This window comes from Azospirillum soli, from assembly GCF_017876165.1.
Taxonomy (GTDB): Bacteria; Pseudomonadota; Alphaproteobacteria; order Azospirillales; family Azospirillaceae; genus Azospirillum; species Azospirillum soli.
The window spans coordinates 278,528-295,214 of record NZ_JAGINQ010000001.1; the positions used below are offsets into that span (position 1 = coordinate 278,528).

14 protein-coding genes are annotated in these 16,687 nt (G+C 68.8%); 4 read left to right on the top strand and 10 right to left on the bottom strand.

Annotated features, from left to right (window positions below; translation table 11 throughout):
* The first annotated feature begins 359 nt into the window (after positions 1 to 359).
* From J2852_RS01375 to J2852_RS01385, 3 genes are all read left to right on the top strand, one after another.
* Positions 360 to 1,136 carry an MlaA family lipoprotein gene (locus tag J2852_RS01375; RefSeq protein ID WP_209869766.1) on the top strand — a complete coding sequence of 259 codons (777 nt, stop codon included), beginning with the start codon at positions 360 to 362 and terminating at the stop codon, positions 1,134 to 1,136.
* A gap of 82 nt (positions 1,137 to 1,218) precedes the next feature.
* Positions 1,219 to 1,836: an MlaC/ttg2D family ABC transporter substrate-binding protein gene (locus J2852_RS01380; protein ID WP_209869769.1), complete on the top strand. Its 618-nt coding sequence runs from the start codon at positions 1,219 to 1,221 to the stop codon at positions 1,834 to 1,836.
* 152 nt (positions 1,837 to 1,988) lie between these two features.
* Positions 1,989 to 3,470, top strand: coding sequence for a pentapeptide repeat-containing protein (locus J2852_RS01385; RefSeq protein ID WP_209869772.1), 1,482 nt, complete (start codon positions 1,989 to 1,991; stop codon positions 3,468 to 3,470).
* A 162-nt stretch (positions 3,471 to 3,632) separates the two neighbouring features.
* On the opposite strand, the gene ettA is transcribed toward J2852_RS01385, so the two are convergent.
* On the bottom strand, positions 3,633 to 5,309 hold the full coding sequence (gene ettA, locus J2852_RS01390) for an energy-dependent translational throttle protein EttA (protein ID WP_209869775.1): 1,677 nt from the start codon (positions 5,307 to 5,309) through the stop codon (positions 3,633 to 3,635).
* Positions 5,310 to 5,433: 124 nt separating this feature from the next.
* Between ettA and J2852_RS01395 the strand changes: the two genes are divergently transcribed.
* Positions 5,434 to 5,898 (top strand): YaiI/YqxD family protein, encoded by a 465-nt coding sequence (locus J2852_RS01395; protein WP_209870677.1) that lies wholly within the window; start codon positions 5,434 to 5,436, stop codon positions 5,896 to 5,898.
* Here J2852_RS01395 and J2852_RS01400 read toward each other — a convergent pair.
* From J2852_RS01400 to cpaB, 9 genes are all read right to left on the bottom strand, one after another.
* Entirely contained in the window at positions 5,867 to 7,201 is a 1,335-nt protein-coding gene (locus J2852_RS01400; protein WP_209869778.1) for an exonuclease domain-containing protein, read from the bottom strand. The genes J2852_RS01395 and J2852_RS01400 overlap by 32 nt on opposite strands.
* 596 nt (positions 7,202 to 7,797) lie before the next feature.
* The gene (locus tag J2852_RS01405; RefSeq protein ID WP_209869781.1) at positions 7,798 to 8,475 is read right to left on the bottom strand and encodes a hypothetical protein; all 678 of its coding nucleotides are present in this window, start codon (positions 8,473 to 8,475) and stop codon (positions 7,798 to 7,800) included.
* Between the two features lie 115 nt (positions 8,476 to 8,590).
* The gene (locus J2852_RS01410; RefSeq protein WP_209869784.1) at positions 8,591 to 9,568 is read right to left on the bottom strand and encodes a type II secretion system F family protein; all 978 of its coding nucleotides are present in this window, start codon (positions 9,566 to 9,568) and stop codon (positions 8,591 to 8,593) included.
* On the bottom strand, positions 9,565 to 10,560 hold the full coding sequence (locus J2852_RS01415) for a type II secretion system F family protein (protein WP_209869787.1): 996 nt from the start codon (positions 10,558 to 10,560) through the stop codon (positions 9,565 to 9,567). The genes J2852_RS01410 and J2852_RS01415 overlap by 4 nt, the downstream gene beginning before the upstream one ends.
* Position 10,561: 1 nt before the next feature.
* Positions 10,562 to 12,496 (bottom strand): ATPase, T2SS/T4P/T4SS family, encoded by a 1,935-nt coding sequence (locus J2852_RS31375; protein ID WP_246499238.1) that lies wholly within the window; start codon positions 12,494 to 12,496, stop codon positions 10,562 to 10,564.
* Complete coding sequence (locus J2852_RS01425; RefSeq protein WP_209869790.1) at positions 12,496 to 13,719, bottom strand: CpaE/TadZ family protein; 1,224 nt, start codon at positions 13,717 to 13,719, stop codon at positions 12,496 to 12,498. Before J2852_RS01425 ends, J2852_RS31375 begins: the two co-directional genes overlap by 1 nt.
* A gap of 2 nt (positions 13,720 to 13,721) precedes the next feature.
* Positions 13,722 to 14,177 (bottom strand): CpaD family pilus assembly lipoprotein, encoded by a 456-nt coding sequence (locus J2852_RS01430; RefSeq protein ID WP_209869793.1) that lies wholly within the window; start codon positions 14,175 to 14,177, stop codon positions 13,722 to 13,724.
* Between the two features lie 8 nt (positions 14,178 to 14,185).
* On the bottom strand, positions 14,186 to 15,637 hold the full coding sequence (locus tag J2852_RS01435; RefSeq protein WP_209869797.1) for a type II and III secretion system protein family protein: 1,452 nt from the start codon (positions 15,635 to 15,637) through the stop codon (positions 14,186 to 14,188).
* Positions 15,638 to 15,678: 41 nt separating this feature from the next.
* Positions 15,679 to 16,680, bottom strand: coding sequence for a Flp pilus assembly protein CpaB (gene cpaB, locus J2852_RS01440; RefSeq protein ID WP_209869800.1), 1,002 nt, complete (start codon positions 16,678 to 16,680; stop codon positions 15,679 to 15,681).
* Positions 16,681 to 16,687 lie beyond the last annotated feature (7 nt).

Below are 16,687 nucleotides of genomic sequence, written 5' to 3' on the forward strand. Positions count from 1 at the left end.
CCATGCACGGGCGAGCCACCACGGCCCGCCGCCCTGGATACAGATATAAAGATATCTTTATGCAGCGTAAACCCGTTTTCGCACAAAGCGCACAAAGCCCATCACAATTCGCGGCGGCCGTCCGCAGGTGACAATCCCGGCGCAGCGATTCTACCACGTTTGCGCGTGGACCGCCCGTGACCTCATGTGGCACGCTGGTCAAACGGCGACGCCTGTGCTAGTGGACTGAAAGAGCGGGCGTTGCGCGGTTTCCACCGGGTGATGTCCGGCACCGACACGCCAGTCCCGACCCTGATTTCACATTGCGGACGGGACCGGCAGACCGAACAGAGTTGAGCCTCCAGAAAGAGCCGTCGCCGATGAAGCTGGCCAATTTCACCCGCTCCTTCCTTCGCTCGGCCGCCGTGGCCGTGTTCGCCCTTGCCGCCACGGGCTGCGCCAGCACGCCCGCCACCAGCGAAGCGGACGCCACGATCAGCGACCCGTTGGAGGTCCCGAACCGCTTCGTCTTCGCCGTCAACGAGGCGGCCGACATCCTTTTGATTCGCCCAACGACCGAGGTTTACGTGGGCGTCGTCCCAGACCCGGTGCGGCAGGCGGTGCACAACTTCATCCAGAACCTGTTGAGCCCGCTCTACATCGCCAACAACCTGCTGCAGGGCGATTTCGAGGGCGCGCAGATCGCCACCGGCCGCTTCATGACCAACAGCATCCTGGGCATCGGCGGCCTCGCCGACGTCGCGGCGGAAGCCGGCCTGCCGGAGCAGCCGGAGGACTTCGGCCAGACGCTCGCGGTCTGGGGCCTCGGTTCCGGTCCCTACATCGTGCTGCCGCTGGTCGGTCCGTCCAACGTCCGCGACACGGTCGGCCTCGGCGTGGACACCATCGGCGACCCGCTGCGCATCTGGGGCTACGCCACCGATCACAAGAACCTTCTGTACGCACGCACCGGCGCCGCCGTGGTGGACCGCCGTTCGCAGGTGCTGAAGGAGATCGACGACCTGCGCCGCAACTCGCTCGATTTCTACGCGACGGCGCGCAGCCTGTACGCGCAGCAGCGTGCGGCCGCGATTCGCGACAACGCGGCCACGGCGACTCCGGAATTCCCGGAGTTCAACGATACCCCGACGAAGTGAGGACCGGCGAAACGCCGCGGATGCCGGGCATGCGGTCATTGACCGTTGACAAAGCGTCTGCGGCTGCCACTTTTGCCTTGCCATGCTGACACGTCGCCTGTTCCTCGTGTGCGCGGCCCTGCTCGCGGTGAGCAGCTGGGCCGTCCGCCCCGCCAACGCCCAGTCGGCCGACCCGGCTGCGGCCGCGTTCATCCAGAATCTGGGGAACGAAGCCGTCTCCACCTTCTCCAACAAAAGCGTGCCGCGCGATCAGGCGGTCCAGCGCTTCCGCGGCCTGCTCTATCAGGGCTTCGACGTGCCCTACATCGGACGCTGGGTGCTGGGACGCTACTGGAACAGCGCCTCCCCACAGCAGCAGGCCGAATACCAGAAACTGTTCGAGCAGCTGATCGTCAAAACCTACGCCGACCGATTCGTTGAGTATTCGGGCGAGACCTTCAAGATCGTCGGCAACCAGCCGGCGGGCGAGACCGATTCCTCCGTCACCACCCAGATCGTTCGCCCCAACGGCCCCCCGGTGAACGTGGACTGGCGCGTGCGCAAGCGCGACAACCAGTACAAGATCATCGACGTGATGGTCGAGGGCGTCAGCATGGGCATCACCCAGCGCCAGGAGTTCGCGTCCGTCATCCAGCAGAGCGGCGGCAATGTCGAAGGCCTGATCCAGGCGCTGCGCCGGAAGGTTGGACAGGCGGGCTGACCGAACAACCATCGGGAACCGCAATCAAGGCCGCCGTTTTGGCGGCCTTTTTTGTGTCCAGAGGCAACGCCGATACGGTGACGGAACACGCCCGGCGGGTTATCCTTCCCGCCACAGCTTCCTTTTTACGCGATGATGGGCGCACACAGCCGATGGCCGAGCGAGATCCGAAGGAGATCGAAGAGATCAAGGCGATCATCGTCGCCCATCAGCACTGGCTGAAGCGGCGTGGCGGCAAGCGCGCCGATCTCAGCTTCCGCGACCTGTCGCGGCTGAATTTGGAGACGGTCAGCCTGATGGGCGCCAAACTGGCCGGGACCAACCTCGCGGGTGCTCGGCTCGCCAAGGCCGACCTGTCGCAGGCGGACCTGTTCGGCGCCGACCTGGAAGGCGCCAATCTGGTCGGGGCTACCCTGGCCGGCGCGGACCTGCGCGGCGCCAACCTGCACCGGGCCGTGCTGACCGACGCCAACTTGCGCGGCGCCGATTTCCGGGCGGGCGCGTTGATGGGGGATGCCCCCGACTCGACCAAAGGCAACGGCACCACCCGGCTGACCGAGGCCAAGATGGAGCGGTCCATTCTGGCCGGGGCCAACTTCAACGGCTGCGACCTCAGCGGCGCCGACCTCAACGACTCCGACCTGTCGGGCGCCGAGCTTGGCTCCGCCGTTCTGGTCGGCACCGACCTGCACGGCGCCACGCTGGACGGCGCCACCTTCGGCGGAACGGTGATCGACCAAGCCACGCTGGCGCGCACCTACATCCCCTTCGCCCTGCCCCCGGACGCCATCGTTCAGCCCAGCTATAAGCCGATGACGCTGCCCGACTTCCTGACGGCCGTCGCGGCGCACGAACGCTGGGTAGACAGCCAGGGAGCCGATGGGCGCCGGCTCGACCTCGACCTGATTTCTGTGTCCGGGGCCGACCTGAGCGGCCGGATGCTGTCCGCCATCCGCCTGCGCCGCTGCCGGTTGCCGGGCGCCAAGCTCGCCGGGGCGCGGCTGGAGATGGCCGATCTTTCCTACAGCGACCTGAATGGGGCCGACCTGACCGAGGCCGACCTGCGCGGCACGAACCTGCGCCGGGCCTGTCTTGCCCGCGCCGTTCTGAGGAAGGCGGACGCGCGCCCGGCCAGCCTTGCCGGTGGGCGGGCGTGGCCGGCCAATTTCGACGGCGCGGATTTCTCGGCCGCCGACCTGCGGGACGCCCGCATGGGCGAGGCGGTGCTGCACTCCGCCACGCTGGCCGGCGCGAAGCTCAAAGGCTCCGGCATCGCCATGCCCGAGGCGACCTCCCCGCCCCCGCCGGCCGATCCGCAGGAGCGGCGCCGGCAGAAGCGCTTCGTGCGGCCCGGCCTTGTGGTCCAGACCGCACGGGGCACGCACCAGACCCGGAACTGGTCCATCGGCGGCATGTGCTTGCGGGCGCCCGAGCAGCCCTTCGAGCGGGGCGAGATGATCGAGGCCCGCGTGACCATGGCCGACCGCCAGGACGTCACGGCCACCGCCCAGTTCATTGTCCTGCACCAGAACAAGGCCAAGGGTCAGGTGTCGGTGCGCTTCCATCAATACAGCGACGAGCTGAAGGTGCTGCTGAAGACCGCCTTCCTGGAGCACCAGAAGCAGGCGGGCTGAACGGCAAAATAAAAAATGCCCCTCTCCCTTGATGGGAGAGGGGTTGGGGTGAGGGTGGCACCGGCAAATGCCGGCCGGAAATTTTCCTTCCGCCCTGCCGGGCGTAATCACCCCTCATCCCAACCCTTCTCCCACAAGGGGAGAAGGGCTTTTCTTTTGCCCTTACGCCCGCACCAGCGGCTTGTACTTGATGCGGTGCGGCTGGTCGGCCTCGGCGCCGAGGCGGCGCTTCTTGTCGGCCTCGTAGGCTTCGAAGTTGCCTTCGAACCACTCCACATGGCTGTCGCCCTCGAAGGCGAGGATGTGGGTGGCGATGCGGTCGAGGAACCAGCGGTCGTGGCTGATGACCACGGCGCAGCCGGCGAATCCCTCCAGCGCCTCTTCCAGGGCGCGCAGCGTGTCGACGTCCAGATCGTTGGTCGGTTCGTCGAGCAGCAGCACGTTGGCGCCGGACTTCAGCATCTTGGCGAGGTGGACGCGGTTGCGCTCACCGCCGGACAGCTGGCCGACCTTCTTCTGCTGGTCGGGGCCGCGGAAGTTGAAGCTGGAGACGTAGGCGCGCGACGGCATGGACTTCTTGCCGAGGTCGATGACGTCGAGCCCGTCGGAAATCTCCTCCCACACGGTCTTGTTCGGGTTCAGCGCGTCGCGGCTCTGGTCCACGTAGCCAAGCTTCACCGTCTCGCCGACGCGGAAGGTGCCGCCGTCCGGGCCTTCCTGGCCGGTGATCATGCGGAACAGCGTGGTCTTGCCGGCGCCGTTCGGGCCGATCACGCCGACGATGCCGCCCGGCGGCAGGCGGAAGGACAGATCGTCGATCAGCAGGCGGTCGCCGAAGCCCTTGGCGATGGCCTCCGCTTCGATGACCACGTTGCCGAGGCGCGGCGGGGTCGGGATGACGATCTTGGCCTCGCCGGTCGTCTCCTTGCCGCTTTCGGCCAGCAGCGCTTCGTAGGCCGAGATGCGCGCCTTGCTCTTGGCTTGGCGGGCACGCGGCGACTGCCGGATCCACTCCAGTTCGGTGGCCAGCTGCTTCTGGCGGGCTTCCTCCTGGCGGCCTTCCTGCTCCAGGCGCTTCTGCTTCTGCTCCAGCCACGAGGAGTAGTTGCCCTCGTACGGGATGCCGGCGCCACGGTCGAGTTCGAGGATCCAGCCGGTCACGTTGTCCAGGAAGTAGCGGTCGTGGGTGACCAGGACGACGGTGCCCTTGTAGTCCTCAAGATGCTTCTGGAGCCACGCCACGGACTCGGCGTCCAGATGGTTGGTCGGCTCGTCGAGCAGCAGCAGGTCGGGCTTTTCCAGCAGCAGCTTGCACAGCGCCACGCGGCGCTTCTCGCCGCCCGACAGCTTGGTCACGTCGGCGTCGCCCGGCGGGCAGCGCAGCGCGTCCATGGCGATCTCGACGGTGCGGTCGATGTCCCAGGCGTCGGCGTGGTCGATCTTCTCCTGCAGTTCGGCCTGCTCGGCCAGCAGCGCGTCGAAGTCGGCGTCCGGCTCGGCCATCAGGTTGGACACTTCGTTGAAGCGGTCCAGCAGGCCCTTGGTCTCGGCCAAGGCCTCCATGACGTTTTCCTGGACGGTCTTGGTCGGGTCGAGCTGCGGCTCCTGCGCCAGGTAGCCGACCTTGGCGCCCTCGGCGACCCAGGCCTCGCCCGAATAATCCTTGTCCAGACCGGCCATGATCTTCAGCAGCGTGGACTTACCGGCGCCGTTGACGCCGAGCACGCCGATCTTCACCCCCGGCAGGAACGACAGCCAGACGTTATCGAGAGTCTTCTTGCCGCCGGGATAGACCTTGGTCAGGCCCTTCATGACATAAACGTATTGGTAGGACGCCATGCGCCGCTCCGACCCTTCTGCACGGGAGAGAAAATAAGGACGCCACCCGCGGCGCCGCTTCGCTTGCCCTGCGTTTTAGCGCATAAGGACGCATCGTTAAACGACGAAGGAGGGGAAGCGGGTGGTGGAGGTCTATGTGGATGCCGATGCCTGCCCAGTAAAGGCCGAAATTTACCGGGTTGCCGGCCGCAACGGACTGAAGGTCTGGATCGTCAGCAACGGCCCGCTGCGCCTGCCGACCGAATGCCTGTCCGAACTGGTCGTCGTCGGGTCGGAATTCGACGCCGCCGACAACTGGATCGCCGAGCGGGCGACCGAAACCGACATCGTCGTCACCGCCGACATCCAGCTGGCCGACCGCTGCGTGAAGCGCAAGGCCGTCGTCATCGGCCCGACCGGCCGGCCCTTCACCGAGGATTCCATCGGCTCGGCGCTGGCAACCCGCGCGCTGATGCAGGATTTGCGGGACATGGGCGTGGTCAGCGGCGGCAACAAGCCGATGAGCCAGCAGGACAAATCGCAGTTCCTTCAGGCGTTGGACCAGGCGATCCAGGCGCTCAAGGCCGGCCGTCGTCCGAAGTGGCGGTGAGCGGCAGGGCCTGATCAGCGGCGACCGCGCGGGCCTCGCCGTGGGTGGTCACACCCCGCTCGCCCAGCCGGGACAGCAGCGCGGCGGCCAGTTCGGCCTGCACCAGCGCCGGCGTGAAGGGGCCTGAGCGCGGGTTTGGCGCGATGCCGAAGGCGGTGGCCAAGCGGTCGAGCGACGCCCCGTCCAACGCCGGATCCAGCGCCGCCGCCAGCCGGCCGAGGTCGAGGGACGGCGGCGGCTCCGGTTCGGGCAAGCCGGCCCGAACGCAGGCGCGGGTCAGCGCGGCGAGCGCCGTTTCCACCCCGACACCGACCACCACGCAGCCGTGCAGAGCCTCCGCGATCACCGGCCACGCGGCGTGGAAGGGACGCGCCCCCTCCACCATGGCGGAGGTCACGCCGTGGACCGCCGTCGCCTCCGCCGGCACCGGCCCGCCTTGGTCCACAAACAGGTCCAGCGACAGGGTGCGGAAGACGCGCGGACCGGCCAGCCGCACCGTGCCGACCGCGATCACGCCCCCTTCGTCCGGGGTCGGCGCCGTGGTGGCGATCCACAGGCTGACGAGCGGCAGGGCCGGCAACGGCTCCTCGTCGCCAAGGTGTGGAGCCCGCGCGGCCGGACGGATCACCGTTCGCTCGCCGCTCAGCAACAGGTGCCGGTCGGCGCCCCGGACCGGGAAGACCAGGACCAAGCCGGCTTGCAGGCCAAGATCCTTGACGCGGACGGGCACCTCCGCCCCCTCCGCCCGGCGCAGGACGGCGGAAACGGCCTGTCCGTCCTCGCGCGCCCGCTCGATGGCGCGGAACAGTTCCGGGCGGGACAGGCGGTCGTAAACATCGCCCCCGGCCTCAATGCCCAGCAAGGCGGAGGCGGCGGCGTTCAGAACCTCGACCCGGCCGAGGTCGTCGATGACCACCACCGGTTCCTCCAGCACGGAGACGACGCCGGACAGGCGGTCGCCGGAACGGGCGATACCCTGGCGGTCGTGCCGCAGGAATTCCGCCAGGGCGTGGGCGAGGCGTCCGGCTTCGTCTTTCCCGGCGGCTTGAGCGAAGTCCGGCCCGCCGCGCCCATGCGGCATGGACAGCAGGTCGCCCAGACGTTCGAGGTCGCGGAAGTGCCGGCCGAGCCGGGCGAAGACCGCCCACAGGGCGACGATGCCCGCCGCGACCACAGCGATGTCCGTGTAGTAGGCGATGGGATCCCCGGCGAGCAGCCGGCTGGCCTCCATCCCGAGATAGGCGAACGCCAACCCCGCCATCGCCAGACCCAACATCACCACACGCCGCGCGCCGCCCGTCATCGGGCCGTCTCCCCTGTCAGCCTTTTCGTTAAAGCGGATTTCGATCCGCTTTGGACCGCGACGGCGGTCCCGGCCGCACGTGCGGCCGAAGCCCGGCCGGCACATGAGTCCATGTGAATCTAAAGCGAATGCAAATTCGCTTTAAGGGGGCGACTGTAGCCGTCCCGGCGCCCGTCGGGAAGGGAGCGGGCGGGCGAATCCGTCCGCGCCGGAGCGGGTGGTTGTTGTGCATCGTTGTGCAGATTGTGCAGATCCTCAAATCTGCACAATGGCGAAAATCGCCGTTTTGTTGAACGGTGTCAGAGACTTGCGGGCCATTGTTCGTGCACGCCCATTGTGCATCGGCTGCACAACGATTTGTGTACGGATGAACGGGGTTTTCGGGTGGCCGATGGACGCACGTCGGGCGTTGTCGGCGATGATGATACCCCAGCGCTTGGGCTTTCAACAAGACCGCGAGAGGCGTTGGGGATTCACCACCAAGACACCAAGGCACCAAGTGCGGCGTGCCGGCCCTGGTTTCGGAAGGGCGGCATAAGCCAAAGATCTTGGTGCCTTGGTGTCTTGGTGGTGACTCTCCATCCGGCCTTACACCGTCAATTCGTCGCGAAGCAGTACAGCAATCCCGCGCCGCCGGTGCCGCGCAGGGCGTCCTGGCTGCACCCGCCGCGCGAGGCGTGCGAAGAATTCCAGGACTTGGCCGGCGGGCTTTCATCCAAACCGGTGCGGTCGTGGTGGCCGAGCATGGCCGCGCCCTCGGTGCCGCTCTTGGTCCAGTTGCCGCAGGTGCGGTCCTCGGCGCCCGCGAAGGCGGTGCCGTCCGGCTGCGAGCCGGTCAGGATGTCGTGCATGTTGGGCGTGTCGCCGCGCCCGTTGACGGCCTGCCCCTTCTCGTTCAGGGCGGTCTGCTTGGTGAGGTTGTTGGTCCCGTGCAGGTCCTCGACGCTGCGGGCGATCACCTCCCCCTTGGCGTTCTGCCAGGGGCCGCGCCCGATGCGGTCGCGGGCGTTCACCGCCGGCTGGCCGCCGGTCGCCTGGGTGCTGAGATAGGCCCGCCAGGTGCGGTTGCCGGCACCGGCCGCCTGGGCCAGTTGCTGGCAATGGCGGTCGGCCCCCTCCAGCCCGCCGAGGTCGGCGCCCTTGCCGAGGCCGGTGCTGGTGACGAAGAAGCTCATGTTGGCGGCACCGCTCTGCTGCGCCTGCGCCCCGGTGCTCAGGCCAAGCGACAGCAGCACGGCCGCGGTCAGCATCGGGATGCGGGTTGCCCGGTTCATGTCGTTCCTCCCCAAGGTTGTGCGAACCCTATGAGGACCATGACGCCGGCGGATGCCGGTTTATTCCCATCCGGCAGCGTCGCGCCCTGCAACTTGGCGCTCTACGGCTTGGCCCCTACAATTTGGCCATGCCGTCGATGGTGCGGAGGATCGCCGGGCCGATCAGCACGATGAACAGCGGCGGCAGGATGAAGATCATCATCGGCAGCGTCATGATCGCCGGCAGGCGGGCCGCCTTTTCCTCGGCCTTCAGCATGCGCTCGTTGCGCATTTCGGTGGCGAGGACGCGCAGCGCCTGGGCCAGCGGCGTGCCGTAGCGTTCGGTCTGCGCCAGGGTGGTGACCAGAGCGCGCACGCCGTCCAGCGGCACGCGCTCCGCGAAGCCCTGGAGCGCCTTGCTGCGATCCGGCAGGAAGCCGAGTTCGACCGCCGTCAGCCCGACCTCCTCGGCCAGCTCGGGGCAGCCCTCCCCCAATTCGCGCGCCACACGGTCGAAGGAGGCGTCGAGGCTGAGGCCGGCTTCCGCGCAGATGACCAGCAGGTCGAAGACGTCCGGCAGGTTGCGCCGGATCACGGTCAGCCGCCGCTCCGCCACCTTGCGCAGGTAATAATCGGGCGAGAGGGAGCCGAGCAGCATCGCCGTCAGGCAGGCGGCAAGCGACTGAGTCTGGTCGAGCGTGAAGGGCTTCAGAACATAGACCACGAAGACGCTGGCGCCGCCCAGCAGCAACGGCAGGCACGCCTTGGCGAAAAGATAGACGGTCAGCGCGTCCTTGGAGCGGAAGCCGGCCTGTGAGAGCTTCGTCGCCGCATCCGTCGCCGTCTTGCCGCGCGCGAGCTTCAGCCGTTCCACGATGCGGCGCATGACGCTCATCTTCGTGGTCGGCCGTTCGACCTTGCGGGCGGTGCGGGACAGGTCGCCCTTCAGCACGTCGCGGCGGGATTGCAGGGACTTCAGCCGGGCGGTCAGGGGATCGCGCTCGACGAATGCGGACCAGATCAGCAGCACGACGGCAAAGGCCCCGGCCCCCGCGACCCAGGCGGCCAAGTCCTCCATCGTCATGCCGGGGATCAGTCCGTCGAGGTTCATCATGGCTCGAAATTCGCCAGCCGGTACATGATGAAGGCGCCGATCGCGATCATCGCCAGGGCCACGCCGCCCATGATCTGGCCGCGCGGGTCGGTCAGCAGCAGCATGATGTATTGGGTGTTCATCACATAAACGATGCCGAACACCAGGAAGGGCAGCGCGCCGACGATGTAGGCCGACGCCCGCGCCTCCGACGACAGGGCGCGGATCTTGAGTTTGAGCTGGCGGCGCTTGCGCAGCAGGTCGGACAGGTTGCCGAGCGTCTCGGCGAGGTTGCCGCCGGTTTCCCGCTGGATGGCCATGGCGACGACCAGGAAGCGGTATTCCGGCACGTCGATGCGCTTCGCCACGTCCCAGAGTGCTGCGTCGAGCGACTGGCCGAGGCGGACGGAATCGCCAACGCGGCGGAACTCGATGCCCACGGGGTCGGGCAGTTCCCGCCCCACGGCCGAAATGGACTCGGTGACCGGCAGGCCGGAGCGCAGGCCGCGGCAGATCAGGTCGATGGCGTCGGGGAACTGCGCGATGAAGGCGGCGACGCGGCGGTCGCCCATGATCCGGACGGCGACGTGCGGAACGCTGAGCCCGATCAACAGCGCGCCGAACAGCGGCAGCGGCCCCGGCAGGCGCGCCACCTGCGACAGCACGAGCCACGTCATGGCGACGGCCAGCAGGTTGACCACCGCGTATTCACCCAACGGAATGCGCCGGCCGGTGCGGTCGAGCCGGTCGCGGATGCGCTCCGGGTTGGGCAGCAGCGTCTTCAGCAGCCGATCCAGCGTGGGGATGGAGCCGGTGTCCTGCTTCTGGATGCGCACGGGACCGGCGGCCTTGGCGCCGCCTCGCCCGCGTTGCGCCTGCCCTTCCGCCCCGACGCGGGCGAGGCGGCGCTTCAGCTCCCGGTCGCCGTCGCCGGTGAAGGCGAGCACGAGGAGAAGGACGACGACGACCGCCGCGAGGACGACCAGCCAGACGATGGGGGGCAGATCGGCCATCTCACATCGCCTCCAGCAGCGCCTTGTCGAGGCCGAAATAGGCGGCCTTCGGCAGGAAATGCGGGCGGAGACCGGCGGACTTGAACTCGCCGTAAAGGCGGCCGTCCGGGCGTTCGCCCTTGAAGTCGAAGGTGAAGAGGTCCTGCATGGTGATGACGTCGCCTTCCATGCCCACCACCTCGGAAATGGCGGTCACGCGGCGGATGCCGTCGCGCATGCGGCTGATCTGCACGATGATGTCGAGCGCCGAGGCGATCTGCGTGCGCACCGCCTTGGACGGCATGTTCAGGCCGGCCATGCCGAACATGTTCTCCAGACGGGTCACCGCCTCGCGCGGGCGGTTGGCGTGGATGGTGCCGAGCGAGCCGTCGTGGCCGGTGTTCATGGCCTGGAGCATGTCCACCGCCTCCGACCCGCGCACCTCGCCCAGGATGATGCGGTCGGGGCGCATGCGCAGCGCGTTCTTCACGAGGTCGCGCATGGTGATCTCGCCGTGCCCTTCCAGGTTGGGCGGGCGGGTTTCCAGGCGGACGACATGCGGCTGCTGAAGCTGGAGTTCCGCCGCGTCCTCGATGGTGACGACGCGCTCAGTGTGGTCGATCAGCTGCGACATGGCGTTCAGCAGCGTCGTCTTGCCCGAGCCGGTGCCGCCGGAAATCAGGATGTTCAGGCGGCAACGCGCGGCGATCTTCAGCACCGTGCACATGGCGGGGGAGATGTTCTCCGTCCGCGCCATGACGTCGAGCGTGATCTTCTTCTTGGAGAATTTGCGGATCGAGATGCTGGGGCCGTCGATGGCCAGCGGCGGGATGATGATGTTGACGCGGCTGCCGTCCATCAGGCGCGCGTCGCAGAGCGGGGAGCTTTCGTCGATGCGCCGGCCGACGCCGGTGACGATGCGGGTCGCGATCGCCATGACGTGGGCGTTGTCGCGGAACTGCACGTCGGTCAGGGTCAGCTTGCCCTTGCGCTCCACATAGACCTGCTTGGGGCCGTTCACCATGATGTCGGTGACCGCCTCGTCGGCCAGCAGTGGCTCAAGGGGCCCCAGGCCCAGCATGTCGTCGAGCAGGCGCTCCACCAACTCCTGCCGTTCGGCGAGGTTGAGCTGGAGCTTCTGCTCGGCCAACAGCTCATGGACGATGTCGCCGACGTCGCGGGTCAGCTCCATGCGGCTGAGCGTGGCGGCGGCCGAGGTGTCGATGCGCGCCAGCAGCAGCGGCTGGATGCGGTCCTTGGCCTGATCGACGGTCGCCCGGTGGGTCGCGGCGGTGCGCGCGGGCGGCTCCTGCGGCTTCGGTTCCTCGGGCGGCGGTTCGGGCTCCGGCGCGAGCGGCGCGAACCCCTGCGGGCTGAAGGGGGCCTGCACCGTGGGCGTGCCCACCGCCTTCAGGATCGCCGAGACGGAGAAAGGCGCCGGGGCCGGCTCGGGGGTGGGAACGGGGTCCGGTTCGGGGTCCGGAAGAGGGGAAAGCTCAAGCGCGGGCGGCTCGGGAAGGCGGGGCGGGAAGTCCGGGACCGGCAGCGCCGTGGGGGCCGGCGCCGTGGTGTCGGCGGTCTCCGCCGGATCTTCGCGGCGCAGGGGCAGCGGGACGACGACCTGACGAACGGCGGCCAGCACCTCGCTGCTGTCCACCGGGCGCAGGGACAGGACGCCGTTGATCAGCAGGGTGACGAGGTCGCGCTGGTCGAGCAGGTTCAGGTCGCGGCGGTCGCGGTTCAGCAGCTCCAGCAGGACTGTCTTCACCTCGCGCGCCACGTCGCCGCGCGGCAGGTGGGCGGCGCGGGCGGGGTCGAGGCGCTTGGCGATCTCCGGCAGATAGCGGTCGCGGAGCGCGGTCAGGCCCTGGTCGGGCTCGCCGGAGACCCGTCCGCGCGGGGGATCGCCGTCCCCTGCCCCTCCCCCTGCCCCGCCACCTCCACGCCGCCCGAACATCAGCCCTTGTCCTTCTTCAGCCAGCCCACGAGGTCGAAGCCCTTCTTGGCCGGCGGCCGGGCGTCGGCCATGGTCATGGCAAGCTCGCGCATCGCCTTCACCGAGGACGCCTGCGGCGTCATCGACGCCACCGCCTTGCCCTGGTTGGTGGCCGCCGCGATGGCCTTGTCGTCCTCCGGGATGACGTGGGCGATCTTGCCCTGGATGCCGCGCTCGAAGGTCGCCTTGTCCACCTGCGCCTTGCGCGGACCGCCGACCACGACATGGCAGGCGGGACCGCCCAGCACCTTGATGGAGCCCATCAGCCGCACCGTGTCGCGAATGCCGGCCAGCGAGAAGTCCGACACCAGGATGACCTGATCGGCCGAGCCCAGCACCGGCCGGTGCACCGGCAGCAGATGGCGCGGCATGTCCACCACCACCACCTGGAAGCCGCTGCGCAGTTCCTCCAAGAGCGCGCTGACCGCCGTCGGGCCGAAGGAGACGCTGTCCTCCACCGGCTCCTCCGCGCCGAGGACGGAGAGCCAGTCGCTCTCGTTCACCATGGAGCTTTTGACGAGCAGGCTGTCCAGGCGGTTCGGCGTCTCCAGCGCCTCGCGCAGGCCGCGCCCCGGCTCAAGATCCAGGGCCAGCGTGTCGGTGCCGAAATGCAGGTCGAGGTCGAGCAGCGCGGTCTTCCGCTTGAACTCGTGCCCGATCATCCAGGCGGTGTTGACCGCCACCGTGCTGGCGCCCACCCCGCCGCGCACGCCGACCACCACGACCAGCCGGGCCGGCGTCACCTCCTGCTGCTGGACGCGCTTGGGCGCCTGATTGGCGGCGCGGATGACCTGATGCAGCGCCTCGGGCGTCAGCGGCTTGACGAGGTAGTCGGCGGCACCGGCGGCCAGCAGGTCGCGGTAGAGGTCGATGTCGTTCGGCGTGCCGAGCCCGACCGTGCGGCTGTCCGGCCCCAGCGTGGAGGCCAGCCGGGCCATGGTGACGACCGGATTGGCCGTGCCGTCCAGATCGACCAGCAGGATCTTCGGCGCCAGCGTGTGGCCGCCGAGAAGGTCCAGCACGTCGCCGGCCCCGCCGCGCTGCACGGCGCCGGCCGACCAGCCCATCTCCCCCGCCACCGTCCGCGCCACCTGATAGGAGGCGTCGTCGGACACGTAGGCCAGGAAGACTTCGCCCGCCGGCTGGTCGGCGGAACCCTTGAACAGGGGAACGACGCCGGACATGGCTACTGCCCTCCCGGAGAGCCGCCCATGGCCCCGCCGCTGCTGGGGGCGACCGCGGCCATGGAACCCGCCTGCTCGCGCATCAGCGGCTTTTCCTGGCCCCGGCGGTAACGGTCCGTGGCGGCGGCGCCGCGCTGGCCATCGGCCGGGCCGGGATCGCGCCCGACCAGCAGATCGCGCGGCCGGGCGACCATCAGGCCGAGGTTGCGCGCGCTGGAACAGCCGATGTTGAGGTCCGGGTTGTGCCAAGCCCCCACGTCGTCGCGCGGCGGCGGCAGAGCAGCCACGTCGCAGTCCGGCGGCACGACGGTCAGCCGGCGCGGGTTGTCCGCCGCCGGGGCGACGGTGATGGGGAATTCCCGCAGTTCCGTCACGTTCTGGTGCATGGTGCAGCCGGCCGTGAGGACCGTGAGGGCGAGAGCGGGTGCGAATGCGGACGGGAAGCGGCGCGGGGGCATGGCGGTCCTCATTCGACGGAGAAGCCGACCGGGCCGGTCAGGCCGAGGCGGGCGGGAGGCCGGGTGCCCGGTCCGGGAACGGTCATCCGCCCGAACAGCAGGCGGTCCACCAGCGAGGCCGGCGAGATGGTGTCGGTTGGCGCGGCGATCATCCCCGGCGAGGCGACCGGGCGCACCAGATAGGGCGTCACGATGATGACCAGCTCCGTCTCGCTGCGCCGGAAACGGGTGGAGCGGAACAGGGTGCCAAGCACCGGCACGTCGCCCAGGAAGGGGAACTTGTCGATCGCCTGGTCGATGTTGTTCTGCAGCAGGCCGGCGATGGCGAAGCTCTGCCCGCTGCCCAGTTCGATGGTCGTCTCGGCGCGGCGGGTGGACAGGCCGGGGACGCGGAAGCCGATGTTGGATCCCACGGTGACCGACAGGCCGCCGACCTCGGTCAACTGGCTGACCTCGGGCCGCACGCGCATGCTGATGCGGTCGGTGCCGACCAGCGTCGGCGTGAAGGCCAGCGACACGCCGAACTGTTTGTATTCGATGCCGATGGAGCCGTTGTCGCCCGGAACGGGGATGGGGAACTCGCCACCGGCCAGGAAGCTGGCCGTTTCGCCCGACTGGGCGACGAGGTTCGGCTCGGCCAGGACGGTGACCAGGCCGTCGCGCGCCAGCGCGTCGATCAGGCCGTTGATGTCGTAGTTCTTGCCGTTCGTGCCCGCGTAGAGGCTCATCTTCTCCTGCGGGCGGACGAGCACGCCGTCCTGGAAGGTGATGTCGGTGAGGCCAGACCCGAGAATGAAGCGGAAACCGCCGACGTTCAGCATGTTCTCCCAGTTGATGCCGAACTCCTCGCGCACGTCGCGGCCCACCTCCGACACGCGCACGCGCAGCATGACCTGGGTCGTGCCGGTGATGGCGAGGCGGTTGACGACCTCGCCGTTTTCCCCGGCGAACTTGCGGGCGATGGAACGGGCGTCCTCCGCCTCGGTCTGGCTCACCACCTCGCCGGACAGGACGACGGCGCCGTCGAGGGAGGAGACGGTGATGCGGCGATTCGGCAGGCGCTGGCGCAACGCGCGCTCCAACCCGCTGAGGTTCTGGGTGACGACGATCTTGCGGTTCAACACCACCTGTTCGTTGTTGTTCACCGCGATCAGCGAGGTCTCGCCCGGCCGCTTGCCGAACAGGTAGACCATCGTCGGCGACATGACCTGAAGGTCGGCGATGTCCGGGTTTGCGATGAAGACCGACGCGGCGGGCTGTTGCAGCCGGATCACCTCGCCCTTGTCCTGCTCGACCTGCATCGCGTCGGCGGCGGCGGCCGTCCGGTCGGGCTCCGTCGTCTGGACCGGCGTCGCGGGAACGACCGGAGTCGTCCGCTTCTGCGCCAGCACGGGAGTGGCCCCCAAAACGGCCGAAACCAGGACCGAAACGGCGAGCCAGGACGAAAGGCGATGCGTCATCATAACACCGGCGTGAAGCCCCGGCGCGCCTTTCGGGCGCGCTAGCGCTGCGGAAACGAAACCTCCGCGGATTCTCGGCCACGGACGACTTGCACCTTTACTACAGCCGCAGCGTTTTCGCTTTGGTTAACCTCGAACTTGACCGCGGAAACGGGTGTGGCGCCGAGCGCGCGGCTGATGTCGCTGTCCCAGGTGATGGTGTGGGACGGTCCGACGAGCGCATCGGTGACGGTTTCGGCAGCGGTTCCGGCAAGGGGCGCCGCGCCCTCCCCCACCACCGCGTCCGTCACGGTGGCGGGCAGCGACTCCGCTGCCGCCATTTCGATTCCGTCCTGCGCCGGAGTGCCGAGGCTGCGCAGGGACAGCGACAAATGGCCGATTTCCACCGCCAGCGCCACCGCCTCGGCCTGACGGGCCGAAACCTCCAGCGTGGCGATCTGGGCGACCTTCGCTTCTCCCTTCTGGTCGTTGGTCCGCTGGTCCATCGCCAGCACGCGGACGTCCGACAGCACGGTTTCGCTGGCCCGGCGGTCAGGCCCTTCGCCGCCGTCCGGGTTCTTCACGCGCTGTGTCAAAATCAGATCAACACGGTCGCCGGGGAAGACGAGGCCGCCGATGCCCGTCACGCCGTTGATGGCGACCGACACGGCCCGCGTGCCGGGGGTCAGCACGGCGGCGAGGAAGCCCCGGTCGCCCGGCTTCACCAGACGGCCGGCGGTCACCGGCTCGCCCGCCCGCAGTCCCTGGCGGACCACGGCGCCGGCGAACTCGTCGGCGCTGCGGGCCCCTTCGACCATGTAGGTCTTTTCAAGCCCGTCGTCGGCCGGCCAGGCGCGCCAGCGCAGGTGCGACGGCTGGACCAGGGTGCCGGCCGGCAGGTCGCTCGCCGCCACCAGGATGCGCTTGCCCTTGGGCGCCTGCGGCGCCGTCTCTGCCTGGACCGGCGCGGCGCGGTTGTTCGACAGGACGGCGCGGGTGAACTGCACGGTCGCCCCCGCGATCACGAGAGCGAGCAGAACGAGGACGATCTTGCGGACGGACATGGCTCAC

Bases quoted from the DNA above. Each gene is read 5' to 3' on its own strand.
- J2852_RS01430 (WP_209869793.1), bottom strand. From the start codon at position 14,177: ATGCCCCCGCGCCGCTTCCCGTCCGCATTCGCACCCGCTCTCGCCCTC.
- J2852_RS31375 (WP_246499238.1), bottom strand. From the start codon at position 12,496: ATGTTCGGGCGGCGTGGAGGTGGCGGGGCAGGGGGAGGGGCAGGGGAC.
- J2852_RS01410 (WP_209869784.1), bottom strand. From the start codon at position 9,568: ATGATGAACCTCGACGGACTGATCCCCGGCATGACGATGGAGGACTTG.
- J2852_RS01425 (WP_209869790.1), bottom strand. From the start codon at position 13,719: ATGTCCGGCGTCGTTCCCCTGTTCAAGGGTTCCGCCGACCAGCCGGCG.
- J2852_RS01375 (WP_209869766.1), top strand. From the start codon at position 360: ATGAAGCTGGCCAATTTCACCCGCTCCTTCCTTCGCTCGGCCGCCGTG.
- ettA (WP_209869775.1), bottom strand. From the start codon at position 5,309: ATGGCGTCCTACCAATACGTTTATGTCATGAAGGGCCTGACCAAGGTC.
- J2852_RS01415 (WP_209869787.1), bottom strand. From the start codon at position 10,560: ATGGCCGATCTGCCCCCCATCGTCTGGCTGGTCGTCCTCGCGGCGGTC.
- J2852_RS01400 (WP_209869778.1), bottom strand. From the start codon at position 7,201: ATGACGGGCGGCGCGCGGCGTGTGGTGATGTTGGGTCTGGCGATGGCG.
- cpaB (WP_209869800.1), bottom strand. From the start codon at position 16,680: ATGTCCGTCCGCAAGATCGTCCTCGTTCTGCTCGCTCTCGTGATCGCG.
- J2852_RS01385 (WP_209869772.1), top strand. From the start codon at position 1,989: ATGGCCGAGCGAGATCCGAAGGAGATCGAAGAGATCAAGGCGATCATC.
- J2852_RS01380 (WP_209869769.1), top strand. From the start codon at position 1,219: ATGCTGACACGTCGCCTGTTCCTCGTGTGCGCGGCCCTGCTCGCGGTG.
- J2852_RS01405 (WP_209869781.1), bottom strand. From the start codon at position 8,475: ATGAACCGGGCAACCCGCATCCCGATGCTGACCGCGGCCGTGCTGCTG.
- J2852_RS01435 (WP_209869797.1), bottom strand. From the start codon at position 15,637: ATGACGCATCGCCTTTCGTCCTGGCTCGCCGTTTCGGTCCTGGTTTCG.